The organism is Mesorhizobium sp. M0437, assembly GCF_040321335.1.
Lineage (GTDB): Bacteria > Pseudomonadota > Alphaproteobacteria > Rhizobiales > Rhizobiaceae > Mesorhizobium.
The window spans coordinates 56,160-76,975 of the sequence record NZ_JAMYRK010000010.1 but is presented as its reverse complement, the minus strand read 5'-3'; the positions used below and the strand labels follow the sequence as shown (position 1 = coordinate 76,975).

At 63.0% G+C, this 20,816-nt stretch carries 15 protein-coding genes; 6 read left to right on the top strand and 9 right to left on the bottom strand.

From position 1 onward, the window contains the following. Nucleotides 1-16 precede the first annotated feature (16 nt). A complete protein-coding gene (gene hisN, locus NKI72_RS09175) occupies nucleotides 17-790 on the top strand; it encodes a histidinol-phosphatase (RefSeq protein WP_352448234.1) in 774 nt (257 codons plus the stop codon). Nucleotides 791-935: 145 nt separating this feature from the next. Here hisN and NKI72_RS09170 read toward each other — a convergent pair whose 3' ends face one another. Further along, nucleotides 936-1,394 (bottom strand): styrene oxide isomerase, encoded by a 459-nt coding sequence (locus NKI72_RS09170; RefSeq protein ID WP_352469520.1) that lies wholly within the window; start codon nucleotides 1,392-1,394, stop codon nucleotides 936-938. Nucleotides 1,395-1,527: 133 nt separating this feature from the next. Further along, a complete protein-coding gene (locus NKI72_RS09165) occupies nucleotides 1,528-2,502 on the bottom strand; it encodes an alpha/beta fold hydrolase (protein ID WP_352818154.1) in 975 nt (324 codons plus the stop codon). Between the two features lie 475 nt (nucleotides 2,503-2,977). Here NKI72_RS09165 and NKI72_RS09160 point away from each other — a divergent pair, with 475 nt between their 5' ends. Then, nucleotides 2,978-3,442 (top strand): Hsp20 family protein, encoded by a 465-nt coding sequence (locus NKI72_RS09160; RefSeq protein WP_023675381.1) that lies wholly within the window; start codon nucleotides 2,978-2,980, stop codon nucleotides 3,440-3,442. Between the two features lie 90 nt (nucleotides 3,443-3,532). Here the strand turns inward: NKI72_RS09160 and NKI72_RS09155 are convergent, their stop codons facing one another. Continuing rightward, entirely contained in the window at nucleotides 3,533-4,585 is a 1,053-nt protein-coding gene (locus NKI72_RS09155) for a threonine aldolase family protein (protein ID WP_352501928.1), read from the bottom strand. A 475-nt stretch (nucleotides 4,586-5,060) separates the two neighbouring features. Between NKI72_RS09155 and gltB the strand changes: the two genes are divergently transcribed. Further along, nucleotides 5,061-9,791, top strand: a complete 4,731-nt coding sequence (gene gltB / locus NKI72_RS09150; protein ID WP_352832460.1) for a glutamate synthase large subunit — start codon at nucleotides 5,061-5,063, stop codon at nucleotides 9,789-9,791. Nucleotides 9,792-9,934: 143 nt separating this feature from the next. Next, nucleotides 9,935-11,389: a glutamate synthase subunit beta gene (locus tag NKI72_RS09145; RefSeq protein ID WP_352818148.1), complete on the top strand. Its 1,455-nt coding sequence runs from the start codon at nucleotides 9,935-9,937 to the stop codon at nucleotides 11,387-11,389. 22 nt (nucleotides 11,390-11,411) lie between these two features. On the opposite strand, the gene NKI72_RS09140 is transcribed toward NKI72_RS09145, so the two are convergent. Beyond that, a complete protein-coding gene (locus NKI72_RS09140) occupies nucleotides 11,412-12,659 on the bottom strand; it encodes an SGNH/GDSL hydrolase family protein (RefSeq protein ID WP_352818145.1) in 1,248 nt (415 codons plus the stop codon). A gap of 26 nt (nucleotides 12,660-12,685) precedes the next feature. Next, complete coding sequence (locus NKI72_RS09135; RefSeq protein ID WP_352564889.1) at nucleotides 12,686-13,912, bottom strand: lytic murein transglycosylase; 1,227 nt, start codon at nucleotides 13,910-13,912, stop codon at nucleotides 12,686-12,688. 207 nt (nucleotides 13,913-14,119) lie between these two features. On the opposite strand from NKI72_RS09135, the gene galU reads away from it, so the two are divergent. Beyond that, nucleotides 14,120-15,025: a UTP--glucose-1-phosphate uridylyltransferase GalU gene (gene galU, locus NKI72_RS09130; protein WP_352469528.1), complete on the top strand. Its 906-nt coding sequence runs from the start codon at nucleotides 14,120-14,122 to the stop codon at nucleotides 15,023-15,025. A 132-nt stretch (nucleotides 15,026-15,157) separates the two neighbouring features. On the opposite strand, the gene NKI72_RS09125 is transcribed toward galU, so the two are convergent. Then, complete coding sequence (locus tag NKI72_RS09125; protein ID WP_502896416.1) at nucleotides 15,158-16,897, bottom strand: outer membrane beta-barrel protein; 1,740 nt, start codon at nucleotides 16,895-16,897, stop codon at nucleotides 15,158-15,160. A 177-nt stretch (nucleotides 16,898-17,074) separates the two neighbouring features. Here NKI72_RS09125 and NKI72_RS09120 point away from each other — a divergent pair, with 177 nt between their 5' ends. Further along, on the top strand, nucleotides 17,075-18,076 hold the full coding sequence (locus NKI72_RS09120; protein WP_352832537.1) for a KpsF/GutQ family sugar-phosphate isomerase: 1,002 nt from the start codon (nucleotides 17,075-17,077) through the stop codon (nucleotides 18,074-18,076). Nucleotides 18,077-18,083: 7 nt separating this feature from the next. On the opposite strand, the gene NKI72_RS09115 is transcribed toward NKI72_RS09120, so the two are convergent. The 3 genes from NKI72_RS09115 to hemH all read right to left on the bottom strand — a co-directional run bounded on the left by NKI72_RS09115 (nucleotide 18,084) and on the right by hemH (nucleotide 20,704). After that, nucleotides 18,084-18,548: an NfeD family protein gene (locus tag NKI72_RS09115; RefSeq protein WP_352539358.1), complete on the bottom strand. Its 465-nt coding sequence runs from the start codon at nucleotides 18,546-18,548 to the stop codon at nucleotides 18,084-18,086. 10 nt (nucleotides 18,549-18,558) lie between these two features. Next, nucleotides 18,559-19,509 (bottom strand): SPFH domain-containing protein, encoded by a 951-nt coding sequence (locus NKI72_RS09110; protein WP_352539357.1) that lies wholly within the window; start codon nucleotides 19,507-19,509, stop codon nucleotides 18,559-18,561. Between the two features lie 130 nt (nucleotides 19,510-19,639). Further along, entirely contained in the window at nucleotides 19,640-20,704 is a 1,065-nt protein-coding gene (gene hemH, locus NKI72_RS09105; protein WP_352832456.1) for a ferrochelatase, read from the bottom strand. Nucleotides 20,705-20,816: the final 112 nt, after the last annotated feature.

The following is a 20,816-nucleotide window of genomic DNA, read 5'->3' as shown; positions in this document are numbered from 1 at the left end:
GGAGCGGGAGAATCAGTTGGACATCAACATCGAGTTCATGCGGCGCATTGCGCGTGCCGCCGCAGCCGAGACCTTGCCGCGCTTCCGCAACCAGGGCGCGGTCACCAACAAGGAGCGCGGCAGCTTCGACCCGGTCACCGAGGCCGACCGCGAGGCCGAGCGCGCCATCCGGGCGCTGATATCAGCGCAATACCCCGATCACGGCATTCTCGGCGAGGAACATGGCAGCGAAAACATCTCCAGCCGGCATGTCTGGGTGATCGATCCGATCGATGGAACGCGCGCCTTCATTTCCGGCCTGCCGGTATGGGGCACGCTGGTCGGGCTGACGGTCGACGGCGATGCCGTCGCCGGCATGATGTCGCAGCCCTTCACCGGCGAGTTGTTCTACGCCAATGCCTCCGGCTCGCATTATGAAGGTCCCGGTGGCTCCCGAAAACTCGCTACGCGCAAGACGACGAATCTCGCCGAGGCGACGCTGTTCACCACCACGCCGGCGCTGTTCAAGGGAGACGCGCGCCTGCGCTACGACCTGTTCGAGCAACAGGTCCAGCTCGCCCGTTACGGCACCGACTGCTATGCCTTCGCGATGGTGGCGGCGGGCAGCGTCGATATCGTTGCCGATCCCGGATTGAAACCGTACGACATCGTCGCGCTGATCCCGATCATCGAGAAGGCAGGCGGCGTTGTCACCACCTTCGAAGGCGGGCCGGCGGAAAACGGCGGCGACATCCTGGCGGCGGCGACACCGGAGCTGCACGCAGCCGCGATGGCGGCGCTGCGCGGCTGAGCATCCGGTGCACCCACGCGTCTGTTTTGCGCAAATCCGACGGAAACCGCGGTACGGTCCTAAAGCAAAGCGCGTCGCGTTTGAGTGAACTCATGTGACGCGCTTGTTTTATGCATGTTATCGCAAAACCGCTGCGCGACATGCATTAGCTGTCGGCAGGCCAAGCGTCCGAGAGACGCAGGCCCCACAAAATGAGCACGAAAGAGATGAGGCCGGTCGGCGCGGACGAATACGCCACACCTTTGATCACAGCTTCCTGAAAGGCACTTCCGTGGAAGGCTCCGGCCGCCAACGGCATAGTCTCGTTGCCGGCCGCCCAGGCGCTGGCGATCACGTAGGCGGCCAGGATCGCCAAAGCCGAATAGATCAGCAGCCAGAAAGCAATCCGCGACGTCGCCGCGCCGAGATTGAGCCTAGACCATGTGAGGCCTAGAGCCAGCAAGAGAACGCCCTCCAGGGCGCTGAGCGTGTGCGCGGACAGTCCGAGCCGCGGTGCGGCGAGATACGGTATTGCAAACCCTTCGAATGACGAAAACAGCAGCAGCGCGACGCCAATCTGCAGTAGCCGATGCCCCTGACGTGACAGCGTATTCGATGCGTTCATGGTCGTTTTTCTCCCGGCGAATGGCCTCCATTCTCTTTGGCAGCAACCTAGCGCTCGATGCCTTAACGGGAATAAGGGGCTGCGCCGGACAAGCGACCCGTGCGGGCTTTGTTGGCGGGCGCCGGCGAAGCGGTCAAACAGCGTCGCCGGTTCCGGGGATGAAGGCATCGAATGCCGCAAACAACTGCTCGCGATAGAGGTCGGCTTCCTGGAGGATCTCATGGCGGGCGCCGTCGATCATCACTAGCGAGCCGACGCGCAGACGTCTCGCATAGGCTTCGACTGCCCTGGTCGAGACGACCTGGTCGGCGCCGGCGGCGATCATCAGCAAGGGCACCTGGATCTTGGCCATGAAATCCGGGTCGCTGACGATCAAGGATGCCTCGGTGGCCGCCTTCAGCCAGCGGATCGTCGGTCCGCCGAGCGCCAGCTGCGGATAGGTTTCGTAGATCAGCGTGTTGCGCCGATAGCGTTCCGGGTCGCTGGTCAGCTTGTTTATGGCGAAGGGCACCGATTCCTTGGGCCGCGGCCCCCATGCGGCATAGAGCCGGCCAAGGCCGAGAAGGCAGAACAGCGAACAGAGGCGGCGGACGGTTTTTACCGAAACCGGCAGGTCCGGCACGGTGAAGAACGGTGCGATCAGCACCATGCGGCGCACGCGGTTCGCCATCGAGGGCGCGGCGAGCAGCGCAATCACCGCGCCGGCCGAGTGGGCCAGTATGTAGTAGGGTCCTCGGCAATCGGGCAGCACGATCTCCTCGAAGAACTGCTCCAGATCGCCGGTGTAGTCGAAGAAGCTCCGGACGAAGCCGCGCTGTCGGTCGCCGATCAGCCGGTCGGAAGCGCCCTGTCCGCGCCAGTCGAGGGTTGCCACGCCAAAGCCCCGGTCGGCAAGGTTGCGAATGGTCTCGAAATACTTCTCGATGCACTCGTTGCGGCCGGTCAGGACGACGACGGTGCCCTTCATTGGGCGGGCAACCGCGGCAAACAGCCCATAGCGGATCTTCTTGCCGTCGCGCGTGGTGAAGAAGCCGCCGGCCGCGTTTTCCGGCAGCGGATTGCCCGGACTTTCCTGGAAGAGAGGGGGCTGGTGGAGAAGATCGGTCATGCGGTTTTTGGTTGGTGTCGGTGCCGGCGTGGGCGCAAGTCAGGCATAAACGCCCATGCGCCAAAAGCAAAGGAATTTGGGACGCCGGGGAGCTCGACCGCCAGGCAGCGAACAAAGTAAGGCCGGAAGCAGCCTTGGCGTGCTTCCGGCCTCTGTCGACCGGGAGGAAGGGACGTTACACCCGGTTCGGCCTCGTCGTGTCGCCTTTTTCGCGACCTGTTCGTTATCTCGAGAACAGTTTTAATGCCGCCTGGCTGAACGCTCGCCGAAGCCACGGTTCATCTGCCGTTCATCGGCATCGGGACGTGGGCCGGGACCGGTCCCGTTCGGACGCGGGAAAATCTTGAAATGCCGTCGCCGGCTTCCCAAATTTGTCATGCGGTCGCCAATGTCGGGGCCGCTGGCCCATCCGGAACGCCGTCACGGGTTTCGCACCGGCCATACGCAACCTTGTTGCTCAACAGGAGAACACACCATGCGTCACGTTGATTTTTCCCCGCTCTACCGTTCGACCGTCGGTTTTGACCGGTTGTTCACCATGCTCGATTCGCTTGCGCAGCCGGAAGGGCAGACGTATCCGCCTTACAACATCGAGCGCACGGGCGAGGATGCCTATCGCATCTCGATGGCTGTGGCCGGCTTCTCGGAAGATGAGATTTCGATCGAAGCTCACCGCAATGTGCTGACCGTCAAGGGTGAGCGCAAGGAGGAAGGCAATGGCGAAGGCTCCGAACTGCTCTATCGCGGTATCGCCAGCCGAGCCTTCGAGCGCCGCTTCCAGCTTGCCGATCACGTCGAGGTTGTCGGCGCCGCGCTGAAGAACGGCCTGCTCTTCGTCGACCTCAAGCGCAACATCCCCGAAGAGCTGAAGCCGCGCAAGATCGCGATCACCTCGGCTCCGGCCAAGGCCAAGCAGATCGAGGCCAAGACTGCGGCCTAAGCCAGGCAGCTAAACTCCGGGACGCCAACTCCCCGGGAAGAAAGGGCGGTGCAGCAATGCGCCGCTCTTTTTGCTGGTGGGCAAGGCTTGCTATCCGGCGAGCAGGTAGCCGAAACGGTCGACCTCGTCGGGCGTGGTCGCGAAGCTGGTGACAAAGCGATAGAGCGCTTCGTCTTCGCCGATGTAGCCGTCGTAGCCGAGCGGCCTGTGCCAGTCGTGGAAGGCCGCCCCTGCCGCTTGCATTCTTTCGGCCTCGGCCTTTTTCATGACCGCGAAGACCTCGTTCGCCTGCGGCAGCCAGGCCAGCCGGGCGGAAGGGGAATCTTCTATCGCCGCGGCAAGCCGTGCCGCCATCGCATTGGCGTGCCGTGCTGTGTCGAGCCACAGCCCACCCCTGAAATAAGCATCGAATTGCGCGGCGATGAAGCGCGATTTCGAGAACAGCTGGGCCGCGCGCTTACGCAAAAAGGCCAATTCCTTGGCTCGCTCGAGGTCGAACAGCACGATCGCCTCGGCGCACCAACAGCCATTCTTGGTGCCGCCGAAGGAGAGGATGTCAACGCCATGCTTCCAGGTCATTTCGGCCGGCGTCGTTTCCAGCGCGACGAGCGCATTGGCAAAGCGGGCCCCATCCATGTGCAGCGGCAGTCCATGCTGCTTTGCGATCGCCGAAATCCTGGCGATTTCGTTCAGCGTGTAGACGGTGCCGACTTCGGTCGACTGGGTGATCGAAACGGCAACCGGCCGCCCGGAATGGACGTTTTCGGGTGCGAAACGGTCCACCGCCCGTTCCAGATTGCCGGCATCGATCCTGCCGAGTGCGCCTTCGACTGTACAAAGCCGCGAACCGCCGGTGAAATATTCCGGTGCACCGCATTCGTCCTCGATGATGTGCGATTCGCGATGGCAGAAGGAAATGCCGCCTGGCTTGTTATAGGTAGTCAGCGACAGCGAATTGGCAGCGGTGCCGGTGGCGACGAAAAACACCGCGACCTCGCATTCGAAGATCTCATTGAAGCGCTGGTAAACGGTCTTGTCGAGGGCACCGTCGCCATAGGCGGTGGAGAAGCCGTCGGCATGGGCCGACAGGCCGGCAGCGATACGGGGATGGGCGCCTGCCCAATTGTCGGAAGCGAAAATCATGCGTCTGCCTATGCTGGGGAAATCGGTGCGAGCTTGGCCGCTTTCGCATGCCGGTCGCAAGGGGCAGATACCGAAAATCCGCTAAAGCCAGTGAAACGCATGAGCGTAGATGCAGCGACGGAAGGTTACGCTGACACGGCGTTCCGCGCAATTTTCTGTCGCGAAAGCTTCAAGAAATTTGTGAATCGGTCTTGTGTGCATCCAAAATTTCTGTCATAAAAATTTAGGACAGTAGTGCTGTCTTATTTTGTCGCACAAAACTGGCCGCATTGGCATATGATTGCGCCTCTGCGGCCATTGCCGCGAGCGACAGCTAGACAGTCTGGCTCCGGCCTGTACGAATACCATATGCGAACCATGCGGAAAGCCGCACGGTCGGCAAGAATTTCGCAAGACGTGCCGCAGATTGAAAGGGGAGCCACGCGCTTCCCGACGGAAACCAGCGCCCGAAGGGGACGGAACGGAGGACAGGACGATGACGGACATGACGCCATCTGCGACGAAGGCCGCGCAGACGACAGCGGCAGCCGTCAAAAATCCGTCCCTGACCAATATTCGGCGAACCAGCACCGGCTATGCTGCGCACGGCCTCTATGATCCGCGCAACGAGCATGATGCCTGCGGCGTCGGCTTCATCGTCAACATGAAGGGCGTGAAGTCGCACCAGATCGTCGAGGACGGCCTTGCCGTGCTCGAAAACCTGACGCATCGCGGCGCGGTCGGCGCCGATCCGCTGATGGGTGACGGCGCCGGCGTGCTGGTGCAGCTGCCGGACCGCTTCTTCCGCGAGGAGATGGCCAAGCAAGGGGTCGAACTGCCGAAGCCCGGCCACTACGCCGTCGGCCACGTGTTCATGCCGCGCGACCCGGAGCTGCAGGCGCATATCGAAGGCATCATCGCCGAGGTGGCGCAGCTCGAGGGCCAGCCGCTGCTCGGCTTTCGCGACGTGCCGGTCGACAATTCGTCGCTGTCGAAGGCGCCCGACATAGCCGCTTCCGAGCCGGTGCACCGGCAGGTGTTCCTGGGCCGCGGCGCCGAGATCGAGAACGACGACGATTACGAGCGGCGGCTCTACATCCTGCGCAAGGTCATTTCCGGCCGTATCCACGAAGAGACCAAAGGCGTCGACAACGGCTTCTATGTCGTCTCGATGTCGTCGCGGACCATCGTCTACAAGGGCATGTTCCTGGCCTATCAGGTCGGCGCCTACTACAAGGATCTCACCGACCCGCGTTTCGAGACGGCGCTGATCCTGGTTCACCAGCGCTTCTCGACCAACACGTTCCCGTCGTGGAAGCTGGCGCATCCCTACCGCATGGTCGCCCACAATGGCGAGATCAACACCCTGCGCGGCAACGTCAACTGGATGGCGGCGCGGCAGGCTTCGGTCGATTCCGAACTGTTCGGCAACGACATCTCGAAGCTGTGGCCGATCTCCTATGAAGGGCAGTCCGACACCGCCTGCTTCGACAATGCGCTCGAATTCCTGACGCAGGGCGGCTATTCGCTCGCCCACGCCATGATGATGCTGATCCCGGAAGCCTGGGCCGGCAACAAGCTGATGGGTCAGGACCGCAAGGCCTTCTACGAGTATCACGCAGCGCTGATGGAGCCGTGGGACGGGCCAGCGGCGGTTGCCTTCACCGACGGCCGCCAGATCGGTGCCACGCTCGACCGCAACGGGCTGCGGCCGGCGCGCTACATCGTCACCGATGACGACCGCGTCATCATGGCTTCGGAAGCCGGCGTGCTGCCAGTGCCGGAGGAAAGGATCGTCAAGAAGTGGCGGCTGCAGCCCGGCCGCATGCTGCTGATCGACCTGGACAAGGGCCGCATCGTTTCCGACGAGGAAATCAAGTCGGAGATCGCGACCAGGCATCCCTACAAGAGCTGGCTCGCCAACACACAGCTCATCCTCGAGGATCTGAACCCGGTCGAGCCGCGCGCCCTGCGCAGGGATGTCTCACTGCTCGACCGCCAGCAGGCGTTTGGCTACACCCAGGAGGACACCAAGCTGTTGATGTCGCCGATGGCGACCACCGGCCAGGAAGCCGTCGGGTCGATGGGTACCGACACGCCGATTTCGGCAATGTCGGACAGATCGAAGCTGCTCTACACCTATTTCAAGCAGAATTTCGCACAGGTCACCAATCCGCCGATCGACCCGATCCGCGAGGAGCTGGTGATGAGCCTGGTGTCCTTCATCGGGCCGCGGCCCAACATCTTCGATCTTGTCGGCAATTCGCGCCGCAAGCGGCTCGAAGTGCGCCAACCGATCCTGACGAACGGCGATCTGGAGAAGCTGCGCTCCGTCGGCCACACCGAAGACCGTTTCGACACCAAGACGATCGACATCACTTACGGTTCGAATGAAGGCGCGGCCGGCATGCAGGGCGCCATCGACCGGCTGTGCGAGCGCGCCGAGGCGGCGGTCGCAGGCGGCTACAACATCATCATCCTTTCGGACCGTCAGCTCGGGCCGGATCGCATTGCCATTCCGGCGCTGCTGGCAACGGCGGCCGTGCACCATCATTTGATCCGCAAGGGATTGCGCACCTCGGTTGGGCTCGTCGTGGAATCCGGCGAGCCGCGCGAGGTGCATCATTTCTGCTGTCTCGCCGGCTACGGCGCCGAGGCGATCAATCCCTATCTCGCTTTCGACACGCTGCTCGACATGCACAAGCGTGGCGAATTGCCAGCGGAGGTCGATGCCTACGAGGTCGTCTCCCGCTACATCAAGTCGATCGGCAAGGGCATCCTCAAGGTGATGTCCAAGATGGGCATCTCGACCTACCAGTCCTATTGCGGCGCGCAGATCTTCGACGCCATCGGGCTCAAGTCGGATTTCGTGCAGAAGTACTTCACCGGCACGGCGACGCTGATCGAAGGCGTCGGGCTGGACGAGATCGCCGCCGAAACGGTCAGCCGCCACACCGACGGCTTCGGCAACGACCCGGTGCTGCGCAACAGCCTCGAGGTCGGCGGCGAATACATGTTCCGCATGCGCGGCGAGGCCCATATCTGGTCGCCCGACGCAGTGGCGACCTTGCAGCACGCCGTGCGCCAAGGCTCGTGGGAGACGTTCAAGGACTATTCCGCCCAGATCGACAGCGAGACGGCGCAGGCGCAGACCATTCGCGGCCTGTTCAAGATCAAGCTTGCGCAAGAGACCGGGCGCAAGAAGGTCAAGCTCGACGAGGTGATGCCGGCGGCCGATATCGTCAAGCGCTTCTCGACCGGGGCGATGTCCTTCGGCTCGATCTCAAGGGAAGCGCACACGACGCTGGCGCGCGCCATGAACGCCATCGGCGGCAAGTCGAACACCGGCGAGGGCGGCGAAGAGGCCGATCGCTATCTGCCACTGCCGGGCGGCGGCAAGAACCCCGAACGCTCGGCGATCAAGCAGGTCGCCTCGGGACGCTTTGGCGTCACGGCGGAGTATCTTGTCAATTCCGACATGATGCAGATCAAGGTCGCGCAAGGGGCGAAGCCAGGCGAGGGCGGCCAGCTGCCGGGTCACAAGGTCGATGCGACCATAGCAAAGGTCAGGCACTCGACGCCGGGCGTCGGCCTGATCTCGCCGCCGCCGCATCACGACATCTATTCGATCGAGGATCTGGCGCAGCTCATCTACGACCTGAAGAACGTCAATCCGGCGGCCGACGTATCGGTCAAGCTGGTCTCGGAAGTCGGCGTCGGCACGGTTGCGGCCGGCGTCGCCAAGGCGCGTGCCGACCACATCACCATATCAGGCTATGACGGCGGCACCGGTGCCTCGCCGCTGACCTCGCTCAAGCATGCCGGCAGCCCGTGGGAGATGGGCCTTGCCGAGACGCACCAGACGCTGGTGCTCAACGGCCTCAGGTCGCGCGTCGCGCTGCAGGTCGATGGCGGCCTGCGCACCGGGCGTGACGTCATTATCGGCGCACTGCTCGGCGCCGACGAGTTCGGCTTTTCGACCGCGCCGTTGATCGCGGCCGGCTGCATCATGATGCGCAAGTGCCATCTCAACACCTGCCCCGTCGGCGTCGCGACACAGGACCCGGTGCTGCGCAAGCGCTTCAAGGGCACGCCCGAGCACGTCATCAACTTCTTCTTCTATGTGGCGGAAGAGGTGCGGGCGCTGCTTGCCGAGATGGGCTACACCCATCTCGACCAGATCATCGGCGACACCGACCTTCTGGAAAAGCGCGAGCTGATCCAGCACTGGAAGGCACGCGGGCTCGACTTCAGCAAGATGTTCTACAAGCCCGATGCGCCGCACGAGGCGGTGCACTGGACCGAGCGGCAGAAGCATCCGATCGACGACGTGCTCGACCGCAAGCTGATCGACCTCGCAAAGCCGGCGCTCGAAGCCAGGCAGCCGGTCAGTATCGAACTGCCGATCCGCAACGTCGACCGTTCGACCGGCGCCATGCTGTCGGGCGAGGTGGCAAAGCGCTTCAAGCACAAGGGCCTGCGCGAGGACACGATCTCGGTCAAGCTCACCGGCACGGCCGGCCAGTCCTTTGGCGCCTTCCTGGCGCGCGGTGTCTCGTTCGAACTGGTGGGCGCCGCCAACGACTATGTCGGCAAGGGCCTGTCGGGTGGCCGCATCGTCATCCGCCCGCCGGAGAACACGAAAATCGTTGCTGCCGAGTCCATTATTGTCGGCAATACCGTGCTCTACGGCGCAACCGAGGGCGAGGCCTATTTCTGCGGCGTTGCCGGCGAGCGTTTTGCCGTGCGCAATTCGGGTGTCGCCGCCGTCGTTGAAGGCGTCGGCGACCATGGTTGCGAATACATGACTGGCGGTATCGTCGTCGTCATCGGCCAGACCGGCCGCAACTTCGCCGCCGGCATGTCGGGCGGCGTCGCCTATGTGCTCGACGAGGCGGGTGATTTCGCCGAACGCTGCAACATGGCGATGGTCGAGCTGGAGCCGGTTCCGGAAGAGGACGACCTGATGGAAAAGCTGCTCCACCATGGCGGCGATCTCGACCATAAGGGCCGTGTCGACGTATCCGGCGATATGACCAGCCATGACGAGGAGCGGCTCTACCAGCTGATCTCCAACCACGTCCACTACACCGGCTCGGTACGAGGTCGCGAAATCCTCGACGACTGGGCGACTTTCCGGCCGAAATTCCGGAAGATCATGCCGGTCGAATACCGCCGCGCGCTGATCGAGATGGAGCGGATGCGCATGAACGTGGCGGCGGAATAGATTTGGAAATTGCCGGGAGGCCATGCGTCCCGGCAACCATCTTCATCAACAATCCTGACCTCGGACTGAAGGTTGCCACAGCTGCCTTATGAGGTTAACGGGTGCGTCGCCAGGCGTGCCTTCCGGACAGCAGGGACTGGACTATGGGCAAGGTAACAGGGTTTCTCGAGATCGACCGGCAGGTGCACAAGTACCAGCCGGCTTCCGACCGCATCCGGCATTTCCGCGAGTTCACGCTGCCGATGTCGGACAAGGAGGTCGAGAAACAGGCCGCGCGGTGCATGGATTGCGGCATTCCTTATTGCCATGGACCGACCGGCTGCCCGATCCACAACCAGATCCCGGACTGGAACGACCTCGTCTACAATGGCGACTGGGAAAACGCGATCCGCAACCTGCATTCGACCAACAATTTTCCGGAATTTACCGGCCGCATCTGCCCCGCACCTTGCGAGGAAGCCTGCACGCTGAACCTCGAGGATATTCCGGTCGCCATCAAGACCATCGAGCAGGCCATTGCCGACAAAGCCTATGAAACCGGCCATATCCGGCCCTATCCGCCGGAACGGAAGACCGGCAAGCGCGTCGCGATCATCGGCTCGGGGCCGGCAGGCATGGCGGCTGCCCAGCAACTCGGCCGCGCAGGCCATGACGTTCACGTCTATGAGCGCGAGAGCCGGCCGGGCGGGCTGATGCGCTACGGCATCCCCGATTTCAAGATCGAGAAGCATTATATCGACCGGCGCATCGAGCAGATGCAGGGCGAAGGTGTCAGCTTCCATTGTGGCGTCAATGTGGGCGTCGACAAGCCGGTCGCCGAACTGCTCGCCGAATATGACGCCGTGCTCTATTGCGGCGGCTCCGAAACGCCGCGTCCGGCCAACATCCCGGGCGACGATCTCGACGGCGTGCACGACGCCATGCCGTATCTGGTGCAGCAGAACAAGCGTATCGGCGGCGAGCCGATCCAGTCGGTGGCATGGCCGTCGCGCCCGATCGTCGCCGGCGGCCAGCACGTCGTCGTCGTCGGCGGCGGCGACACTGCCTCAGACTGCGTCGGCACCGCCTTCCGCCAGGGCGCGGTGCGCGTCACCCAGCTCGACATCCGGCCGCAGCCGCCGGAAAAGGAGGACAAGCTGTCGGTCTGGCCCTACTGGGCGACCAAGATGCGCACGTCGTCGTCGCAGGCCGAAGGCGCCGAGCGCGAATTCCAGGTGGCGACGCTTGAATTCATCGGCGAAGACGGCCAGCTGACCGGGGTCAAATGCTGCGAGGTCGACGAAAAGCGCAAGCCGATCGCGGGCACGGAATTCGTCATCCGCGCCGATCTCGCGTTCATCGCCATCGGCTTTGCCGGGCCAGCCGCTCGCGGGCCGATCTCGGAACTCGACGGGCAGATGAAGATCGTCATCGACAGCCGCCGTTCGAAGAATGTCGAGGCCAATGACCGGGACTACAGGACCAGCGTCGAAAGGCTCTATGCGGCGGGCGACGTGCGGCGCGGCCAGTCGCTGGTCGTCTGGGCGATCCGCGAGGGTCGCCAGGCGGCGCGCGCCATCGACGAGGCGCTGATGGGATCGAGCGTGCTGCCGCGCTGAGCCCGTTCCGAAGAGGTTCTGTTTACTGGCGGATCGCCGTCGTCGTATCGGATGCGGCCGCCGTCGCAGGCTGTGTCTTGGGCGGCCAGGAGAAATCGTCGGCGCGGCCCGGTGAGGCGTCGGGCGCCTTGCCCTCGACGATCAGCCTTTCGCCCGGCAAATTCTTGTCAGCTTTTGCCGGCGGGGCGGCGCCGAGAAGTTCCGAGCCGCCGTCCAGCGCCGGATCGCTGAGCAGCATCGGCACGGTGCGATCGACAGCTATCGGTGCCGCGGCAGGTGCCGGCGCCTCGACGGGAGCGCCGGCCGGGGCAGAAGCCGTCACCACGCTTCCTGGCGCGGCCAGCCCCAGGATCTTCATCAGCGGCTTTTCGGTATAGAAGGCGAGCTTGCGCTTGCCGGCCTTCGACATGTTGATGCCGTCGTCGGAGCGCAGGCGCACCGATTGGCCGTTGATGTCCGGTCCGCTGGTGATGAAGGCGCCGTTCTCGTCGACGAACCCGTCCCAGACGTCGACGAATTCGCCGCCGTGGCTTTCGGCGGACGAGCGGAAGATGTCGTTGAAGGCCAGCATGTCGGAGGTCATTTTCGAGACCCGGAAGGCCGGCATGCCGACCCACAGATACGGCACCTTGGTTGCGGCGATGGCCTTGCCGAACGCATCGGTCCGGCGCTCGTATTCCTTGGTCCAGTTTTCGGATCGCGGCTGCTCGCGTACATCGCCGACGCGCATCTGCTGCCGGTCGTTGGATCCGAGCATGACGACGACGGCTGCCGGTTTTTCGGCAGCGATCAGCGACTTGACCTGTTCTGGCCAGTTGTAGACATCGTCACGCACGAAGCCCGACGATCCGTTGGCACGGACGACGATCCTGACGCCGGTGTTTTCAGCAAACGCGGCGTCGAGCCCCTCAGCCAGCCCAGACGCCATGAAATCGCCGACCACCAGAACGACGCGTGCACCCGGCGCCTTCTCGGCCACTGGGGTTGTCGGCTCGGCCGGCGGCGGCCGGCTAACTGACCGGGGCTTTCTCAGCTTGGGCCTGGGCTTTGTTCTCTGGAATTCTCGCTGGTATTCGGGCGGCGGCTGCTCAAACCGCTCGCTTCTGCGCGGAAACAACAGGTCGCGCAGCGACCAGCCACGACTTTCCGGCTCCTGCGCCATGGCCGCGGTATGAAAGGCACTGGCGCCGCCGACCGCCAGAACGGCGATCGCCAGAACGAGGATCGGCACGCGACGAACGATTAACCGGATGCGCGCAGCCGAAACCAATCACCCTCTCCATCCCGCAACCGGCTCTAGTTCTGCCTGAGCCATTTCAGCACTTCCTTGCTCGGATACCCGTCCTGGGTCAAGCCAGCCTTTGCCTGGAAGGCCATGATGGCGGTTTTCGATCCGTCACCGATCTTGCCGTCGAACTTGCCGTCGTAATAGCCGTGCTCGGAAAGTCGCTTCTGAAGCTCCTGCCTTTCCTCGAAGGAGAGCTTGGTAAACGGTCGCTTCCAGTCCTGCACAAGCCCGCCATAGCCGGCAATTTCGTCGGCAAGAAGGCCCACGGCGAGCGCATATTTGTCGGCATTGTTGTAACGCTTGATGACCGAGAAATTCTTGATCATCAGGAAAGCCGGCCCGCCGCTGCCGCCGGGCAGCTTCAACGTCGCCTTGTCCGCACCGTTCTTGAACGGCTTGCCGTTGGCACGGCTGACCCCCAGCGCCTGCCATTGCGACAGCGACTTTGAGCCTCCGGGCAGCTTCTTGCCGTCCGGAAGGCTGACCTCATAACCCCAGGTCTTGCCTGCCTGCCAGCCGTTCTTCCTCAGCAAATTGGCGGCTGTCGCCAGTGCGTCGGGAATCGAATTCCAGATGTCGCGCTTGCCGTTGCCGTCCATATCGACCGCATAGGACTGGTAGCTGGTGGGGATGAACTGGGTATGGCCCATCGCGCCGGCCCATGAGCCGCTGAGATGGCTTTCGTCGATGTCGCCGGTCTGCAGGATCTTCAGCGCCGCGATCAGCTGGGTGCGGGCAAATTTCGCTCGCTTCGGATCGGCATAACCAAGCGTCGCCAGCGAGCGCACGACATTGCGCATGATATCATCGCGCTTGAGAGTTTCGCCGTAGTTCGATTCCATAGACCAGATGGCCAGCAGGATGTAGCGGTCGACGCCGTATCTTGCCTCGATCCTGTCCAGCCAAGGCTTCCATTTCCTTGCCATCTGCTGGCCGACGGCGACCGACTGGTCATGGACGCGGTTGTCGAAATAATCCCAGGCGGGTGCGGTGAATTCGGGTTGAGTACGGGCCTTTTCCAGTACCACCGGGTCAGCATCGTTGATGCCCTTGAATGCCTGGTCGTAGACGGAGCCGGAAACGCCGCTCGCCACGGCGGTAGCACGGAAGCTGGCGACCCATTGGCGGAAGCCGGCATCGGCAAAAGCCGGCCCGCTGGGCATGAGCAAAGCAAGCGAGAGGCTGGCGGCCGTCAGGACGCTGGTGAAGCGCCTTGCGGCGTTGCGAACGGACATCTTTTCCTCCTTCTTCATCTCAGGAAGACTATTCATCGCCGAACCCGGTTAGCATTTGGTTTACCATAGGTGCCGTGCGGGGTGAAAAGATGCGTCAATGCTTTACCAGCTGAGATTTATGACCCGCCGTTCAGTAATCCTCGATTTCGGCATGAAAATGTCTCGAATCGGGATTGCCGAACAGGCATGCAAATGGATAATTGGCACATGAAGAGAGTTCGCAAGGCAGTGTTCCCGGTTGCCGGTCTCGGCACGCGCTTTCTCCCTGCTACCAAGGCCATTCCCAAGGAAATGCTGACGGTCGTCGACAGGCCGGTCATCCAGTATGTGGTCGATGAGGCGCGCGATGCCGGGATCGAGCATTTCATCTTCGTGACCGGCCGCAACAAGGCGGTCATCGAGGATCACTTCGATGTCCAGTTCGAGCTCTACGACACGCTTGCGCAGCGCGGCAAGGACGACCAGCTCGCCCGCCTGCAGCGGCTGCAACCGGCGCCGGGGCAGACCAGCTTCACCCGCCAGCAGGTACCGCTCGGCCTTGGCCACGCCGTCTGGTGCGCGCGCGAGCTCGTCGGCGACGAGCCCTTTGCGCTGCTATTGCCCGACATGATCATGCAGTCGGAAAAAAGCTGCATGAAGGACATGGTCGAGCTTTACGCCGAGACCGGCAACAACATCGTCGCCGTGCAGGAATGCGATCCGGCCGAGGCGCACAAATACGGCATTGTCGGCCGCGGCGAGGACGCGCATCACGGTTTCCGCATCACCGGCATGGTGGAAAAGCCGAAGACCGGCACGGAGCCGTCGAACCTCTACATCAACGGGCGCTATATCCTGCAGCCGGAGATATTCAAGATACTCGAAGGTCAGGAAAAAGGCGCCGGCAACGAGATCCAGCTCACCGATGCAATGCTGAAGCTGCAGAAGCAACAGCCCTTCTACGGCTACCACTACCGCGGGCGGACGTTCGACTGCGGCTCGCCCGAAGGCTTCGTCGAGGCCAACGTTGCCTTCGCACTGTGGCGCAGAGACATGAATGCGAGCATGGCCGGTGTCATTCGCACGCTTCTCGACGAACTCGCGCCGTCAGAACGCCGCGGCATAGCCTTGTAGTTTCAACACCGGTTGCCGCGCTGATCGGCCAAAGCGCGCCGCGTTCGACCGGCCTCATGCGACGCGCTTTAGGTTCTTGTTTTAGGCAAGTCGTTATCGCAAAACCGCTGCACACTTTTGCGCGACATGCATTTAGCGCTGCAACTTCAAGCCGACGAAGATACTGTTGGCCGTGTAGTCGCGCCCAATCAGGTTGCTGGTCAGTTTTTCAGTCCTGGCGCGGGTGGTGAGCCCGGTGTAGCGGTTCAGCCACCACGTCAGCCCAGCCTCGGCGCTCAGCGTCAAATCATGATCGTCGGAGCCGGTATAGTCGCGCCATTCGAGGCCGAGAGCGGCATTTCCGGTCAGGTTGGCGCGGATCTGCCGCTCGCCGGTGAGGCTGCCGGAATAGAGCATGTCGCCGCTTTCGCCCGCATTCGTCGTGTTCTCGGCGGTCGTCTGTGCGGTGAGCCCGATCGTGGTGCCGCGTTCCGGCGACCATTTGAGATCGGCATTGACCGTCGCGCCCGAAATAGCCGGCAGGGCATCGTCGTCGATAGCTTCGCGCAGCCAGCCGACCGAGAACTCGCCGGTAAGCTTCTCGCGGAGATCGAGCTCGACGCCGGCCCGTGCGCCAAGCCTGGTCGAGGAGCGCTGGAAGCCGTTTGGATCGACGCGCAAATCATAAGCGCGCCGGCCGATCTCGATTTCGGTGAACGGGGTGATGGCAGGCGAGATCTCGTAACCGGTACGCAAAATGGCCGTGTAGAGCGTCGAGTCGCGGCCCTTCTGCGACAGCGATCCGCCCGACGAAAGCTTGGCGTCGCCAAAGATGTCGTGCTCGATCGCGCCGGTCAGCGCGAAGCGCATCTTGCCGGCATCCTTCTCGACGGCGAGACTGCCGTTCACGGTCTGGCGCACCGGCTGGCCAACGGCGCCGACGACCGCGTCCGGCGCCGAGGCCGATTCGGGCACGGCCTCATAGCCCAGCTTGGCGATGGCGCGCAGATCATTGTCGAGATCGATGTTGAGTGTGCCGTCGACGCGGCCTTGCGCCTCGTGAATGTCATAGCCGGACAAGGTTTCGCGGAAGATGCCATAGCCCTCAACCGTCGCCGAATTCTCCCTCCAGTCGGAGACGGCGTTGAAGCGCAGTGTCGTTTCCGACAGCAAGGCCGGCTTGCCGAGGCTGCTCGAATCGGCGTTTGTCGAAGACGTCAGGCCTTGCTCGAGCGTCGGCCGGATTACGAAAGAGCCGAGCTTGATGCCGGTGGCGGCGAACGGGTCGTCCTCGTTCTTTTTGTTCTGGCCTTCGATGGCTTCGGTGCGCTCGGCACCGGGGTCGAGCCTGAGCCTCTCGGCGGAATCGATGGTGACGGCACGGCGGTTGACCGTATCCTGCTCGTCTATAGCGGCGGTATCGGTGTCATCGGTCGCCGCCGCGGCTGCAGTCGCGGCTCTCTTGCGCTTCTGGCTGTCAGCGGTCTCGTCTTCGGCGTTGGCCGCATTGGCGGCGCGTGGCGTCGCGCTTGGCCGCCGTCGGGGTGGCGGAGCAGGGTTGTCGGGAAATGGGTCGCCGCTGGCCGCTGGTTGATCGAAAGTGCCGCCGGTTGTGGCCGCCTCGCCCGTGCCGTCGTCAGGCAACGCCCCTTGGCTGGCCGGGCGATAGGTAGGCAGCGGCGTATTGTCGTTGGCGGTTGCAGCAGCCTGCGCGGCTTGGGTTCCGGCTATGCTCGATTGCCTGATCTTGTACTGCTGTTCGTCCAGGATTGTCGATTCCGAAACCTCGCCGCGCAGCTCGGTTTCCTGGGCGCAAAGCAGTGCCGGCCGCGACAACGCAAAGACACTGGTTGCCAGCAGCAAAGCGCAGACCGCCTTGCCCTTTCGTCCCATTTTGTTTTGAGGCTGAAACCCGGACATCGGCACCACTGCTTGCGCGGCGCACGCGCGCCATACTTACGAAACCGTAAATGGGGATGGTTAACGGAGCGTTGAGGCATGGCCCATCAGGAGGTTCGGCACGGCAATTCCGTTGGACAGGCGCGCGCCGAAGCGCTAATCGCATCGTCCATGAACGTGAAATCCCCAGACAGGAAGCGGCATGACGGGCAGGCCGCGATTGCCTCGGCGCTGAGAACCGTGGCGACGGAGCAGGCCGGCGTCGCGGCACTGGCAGACGCTCTCGAAAACGGGCTGGCCGAGCCGTTCGCACGAGCCGTCGGCATGGTGTCGCAGATCGATGGCCGCGTCATCGTCACCGGGGTTGGCAAAAGCGGCCATATCGGCTCGAAGATCGCCGCAACGCTCGCCTCGACCGGCACGCCGGCCTTTTTCGTCCACCCTGCCGAAGCCAATCACGGCGACCTTGGCATGATCGCCAGAAACGACGCCATAATCGCGCTTTCGTGGTCGGGCGAAAGCCTTGAGCTCAAGGGCATCATCGCCTATTCGAGGCGCTTCTCGATCCCGCTGGTCGCGGTCACCGCGGGTGAAAAATCGGCTCTGGCGCGCGCGGCCGACGTTGTGCTTCTGCTGCCGCGAGCACCGGAAGCCTGCCCGCACGGGCTTGCGCCGACGACCTCGACACTATTGCAAATGGTGATGGGCGATGCGCTGGCCATCGCGCTGCTCGAGGCACGCGGCTTCACCCCGGACCATTTCCGCACGTTCCATCCCGGCGGCCAGCTCGGAGCCAACCTGACGCAGATCCGCGAGATCATGCATGTCGGCGACAGGCTGCCGCTGGTGTCGTCAGGTACCGGCATGCGCGAGGCAATCCTCGAATTGTCGCGCAAGGGGTTTGGCTGCGTGGCCGTGACTGCCGCGGACGGCAAGCTGATCGGCATCATCACCGATGGCGACATCAGGCGCCATATCGGCAGCGATCTCCTGGCAATGAGCGTCGATCAGGTGATGACCAGAGAGCCGAAAATGGCTTCGCCCGACACGCTTGTTGCGACGGCGCTGCAGACAATCAACGACTCGGCTATCACCAGCCTGATGGTGGTCGAAGGCAGGCAGCCGATCGGGCTCGTCCATCTGCACGACCTGCTGCGCATCGGTGCTGCCTAGCGGGTTCCTAGACCGCCTCGACCGTCAGTTCCAGGTCGGTATCAGCGGCGCCCGTCACGCGCACTTGCGTGCCGGCCGGCAGGTCAGGGCCGGAGACGCGCCACAACGTGTCGCCCAGCTTTATGCGGCCGCGCCCGTCCTTGATCGGCTCGGCAAGGGTCGCCGTCCGGCCGACCATCTGTGCGCCGCGACGGTTGAGCAGGGGCTGGTCGGTTTCATCATGGCGCCCGCCCACCAGCCGCTTTCCGACATAGGCCGAGACCAGCGACAGCGCGAGGAAGGCGAGGACCTGGATCTGCCAGGTCCAGAAACCGGCATCCCAGACGAGCAGTGAGACGACGCCGATCAACAGCGCGGCAATGCCGATCCACAGCATGAAAATGCCCGGCGCGATGACCTCCATTACCAGCAGGACGAAGCCGAGGACCATCCAGCTCCACGGGCCGAGTTCAGAAACAATGCGGCCGAGCATGGCTGTGGCCTCAGGTTTCGCTCGGACGAACGACCGGCGGGCGGGCGGCCTGTCGTGCGGCACCGGCGGTGCCTTCGCTTCGGAAAACTTCCTTGGCGATTTCGCCAATACCGCCGAGCGTGCCGATCAGCGATGAGGCCTCCATCGGCATCAGCACGAGCTTGCTGTTTGTCGCTGAGCCGATCCTGGTCAGCGCTTCGGTGTATTTCAGCGCGACGAAGTAGTTGAGCGCCTGCACGTCGCCTTTGGAAATCGCCTCCGACACCACCTGCGTGGCGCGTGCTTCAGCCTCGGCCGAGCGCTCGCGCGCCTCGGCATCGCGGAAGGCGGCTTCCTTGCGGCCTTCGGCCTCCAGGATCTGCGATTGCTTGAGGCCTTCGGCGGCGAGGATCTGCGCGCGCTTATTGCGCTCGGCCATCATCTGTCGGCCCATCGATTCGACGAGATTGGCCGGCGGGTTGATGTCCTTGATCTCGACACGAGTGATCTTGATGCCCCAGGGATGCGCCGCCTCGTCAACGACGCGCAGCAGGCGCTCGTTGATGGCGTCGCGGTTCGACAAAAGTTCGTCGAGGTCCATCGAGCCCATCACGGTGCGGATGTTGGTCATCGTGAGATTGAGAATCGCATTCTGCAGGCCGGAGACCTGGTAGGCGGCCTGCGCCGCGTTGAGCACCTGATAGAAGGCGATGCCATCGACTGCAACGGTGGCATTGTCGCGGGTGATGATCTCCTGCGTCGGTACGTCGAGCACCTGCTCCATCATGTTCATCTTGGCGCCGACACGGTCGACGAAAGGCACGATCAGGTTGAGGCCCGGGTTCAATGTCTTGGTGTAACGGCCAAAACGTTCGACGGTATAATTATAGCCTTGCGGAATTGTTCGGATGCCCTTGATAAGCACCAGCACGACAAGGGCGACAAGAACAAGAAGCGCGATATCAAAACCACTGAAACCCATTTGGCTCTCCCCTCAAAGGCCGGCCATGTTGGATATTCCACGCGACCGATTCCACCAAACACTTAAGTGTGTTTCAGCAATGTTACAATCAGGTGATCACGGATTGCGGGTGCATAGACGGGTGATCTGTTCAGGCCCAGCCGGACAGCTCGCGCCGCACCATCGCCTCGATCACCGCCATGCCCTCGGCACTGTCGTTGAGGCAAGGGATGTGTGCGAACTTTTCGCCGCCGGCATGATGGAAGGTCTCGGACGCTTCCCTGCCGATCTCGTCCAGCGTCTCGATGCAGTCGACGGAAAATCCTGGATTGACGATGGCGACCGATTTCACGCCTTCGCGCCCTAGTCTTTCGACCGTCTTGTCGGTGTAGGGCTGCAGCCACTCCTGCGCGCCGAAGCGCGACTGGAAGGTGGTAATCAGCTTGTTTTCATCCCAGCCGAGCTTTTCGCGCAGCAGTCGGGTCGTCTCGAGGCAATGGGCCTGGTAGGGGTCGCCCTTGTCGGAATAGGGTTTCGGAATGCCGTGATAGGAAGCAATGACAATTTCCGGTTCGAATCCGAGGCTCGCCAGATGCTTTTCGACCGAACGGGCGAGCGCCTCGATATAGGCCGGCTCGTTGTAATAGGGTGGCACGCTGCGAATGGCCGGGGCGCGGCGCATCTTCATCAGCGCGCGAAACAGCTGGTCGTTGGCAGTCGCAGTCGTCGTCGCCGAATATTGCGGATAGAGCGGGAAAGACAGGATGCGGTCGCAGCCTTGCTCGACCAGTCTCTCGGCCACGCTCTCGGTCGAAGGGTTGCCGTAGCGCATCGCCCAGTCGACGACGACATTGGGTAGCTCGCCGAGCGCGAGCCCGAGCTTCTCGGCCTGGGCGCGGGTGTAGGTTCGCAGCGGCGACTCGTTGCGCTCCCGGTTCCATATCCTGGCATAGTTGGCCCCTGATTTCTTCGGCCGGGTGGTGAGGACCACGCCGTAGAGGATCGGATACCAGATCGCCTTGTTGAGCTCGATGACGCGCGGATCGGACAGGAACTCCCGGAGGTAGCGCCACATCGGCTTGAAGCCGGTGCCGTCCGGGGTGCCGAGATTGATCAGCATGACACCGACCTTGCCGGTCCTGACCAGAGGGCGCCCTGCCGACGGCGAGGCGGCAGTCTTCTCGGCGTTGATTTCAGCAGGGTTGGCAAGCGTCATGAGGTTCTCCAACACCGCGAACCAACGGTGCCGCGGCGAAAGTAGCGATGCCGCGCCGGTTTTCAAATGCTGCGTCTGGGCGCACCTTATCCCAGAAATGCAACACCCGCCC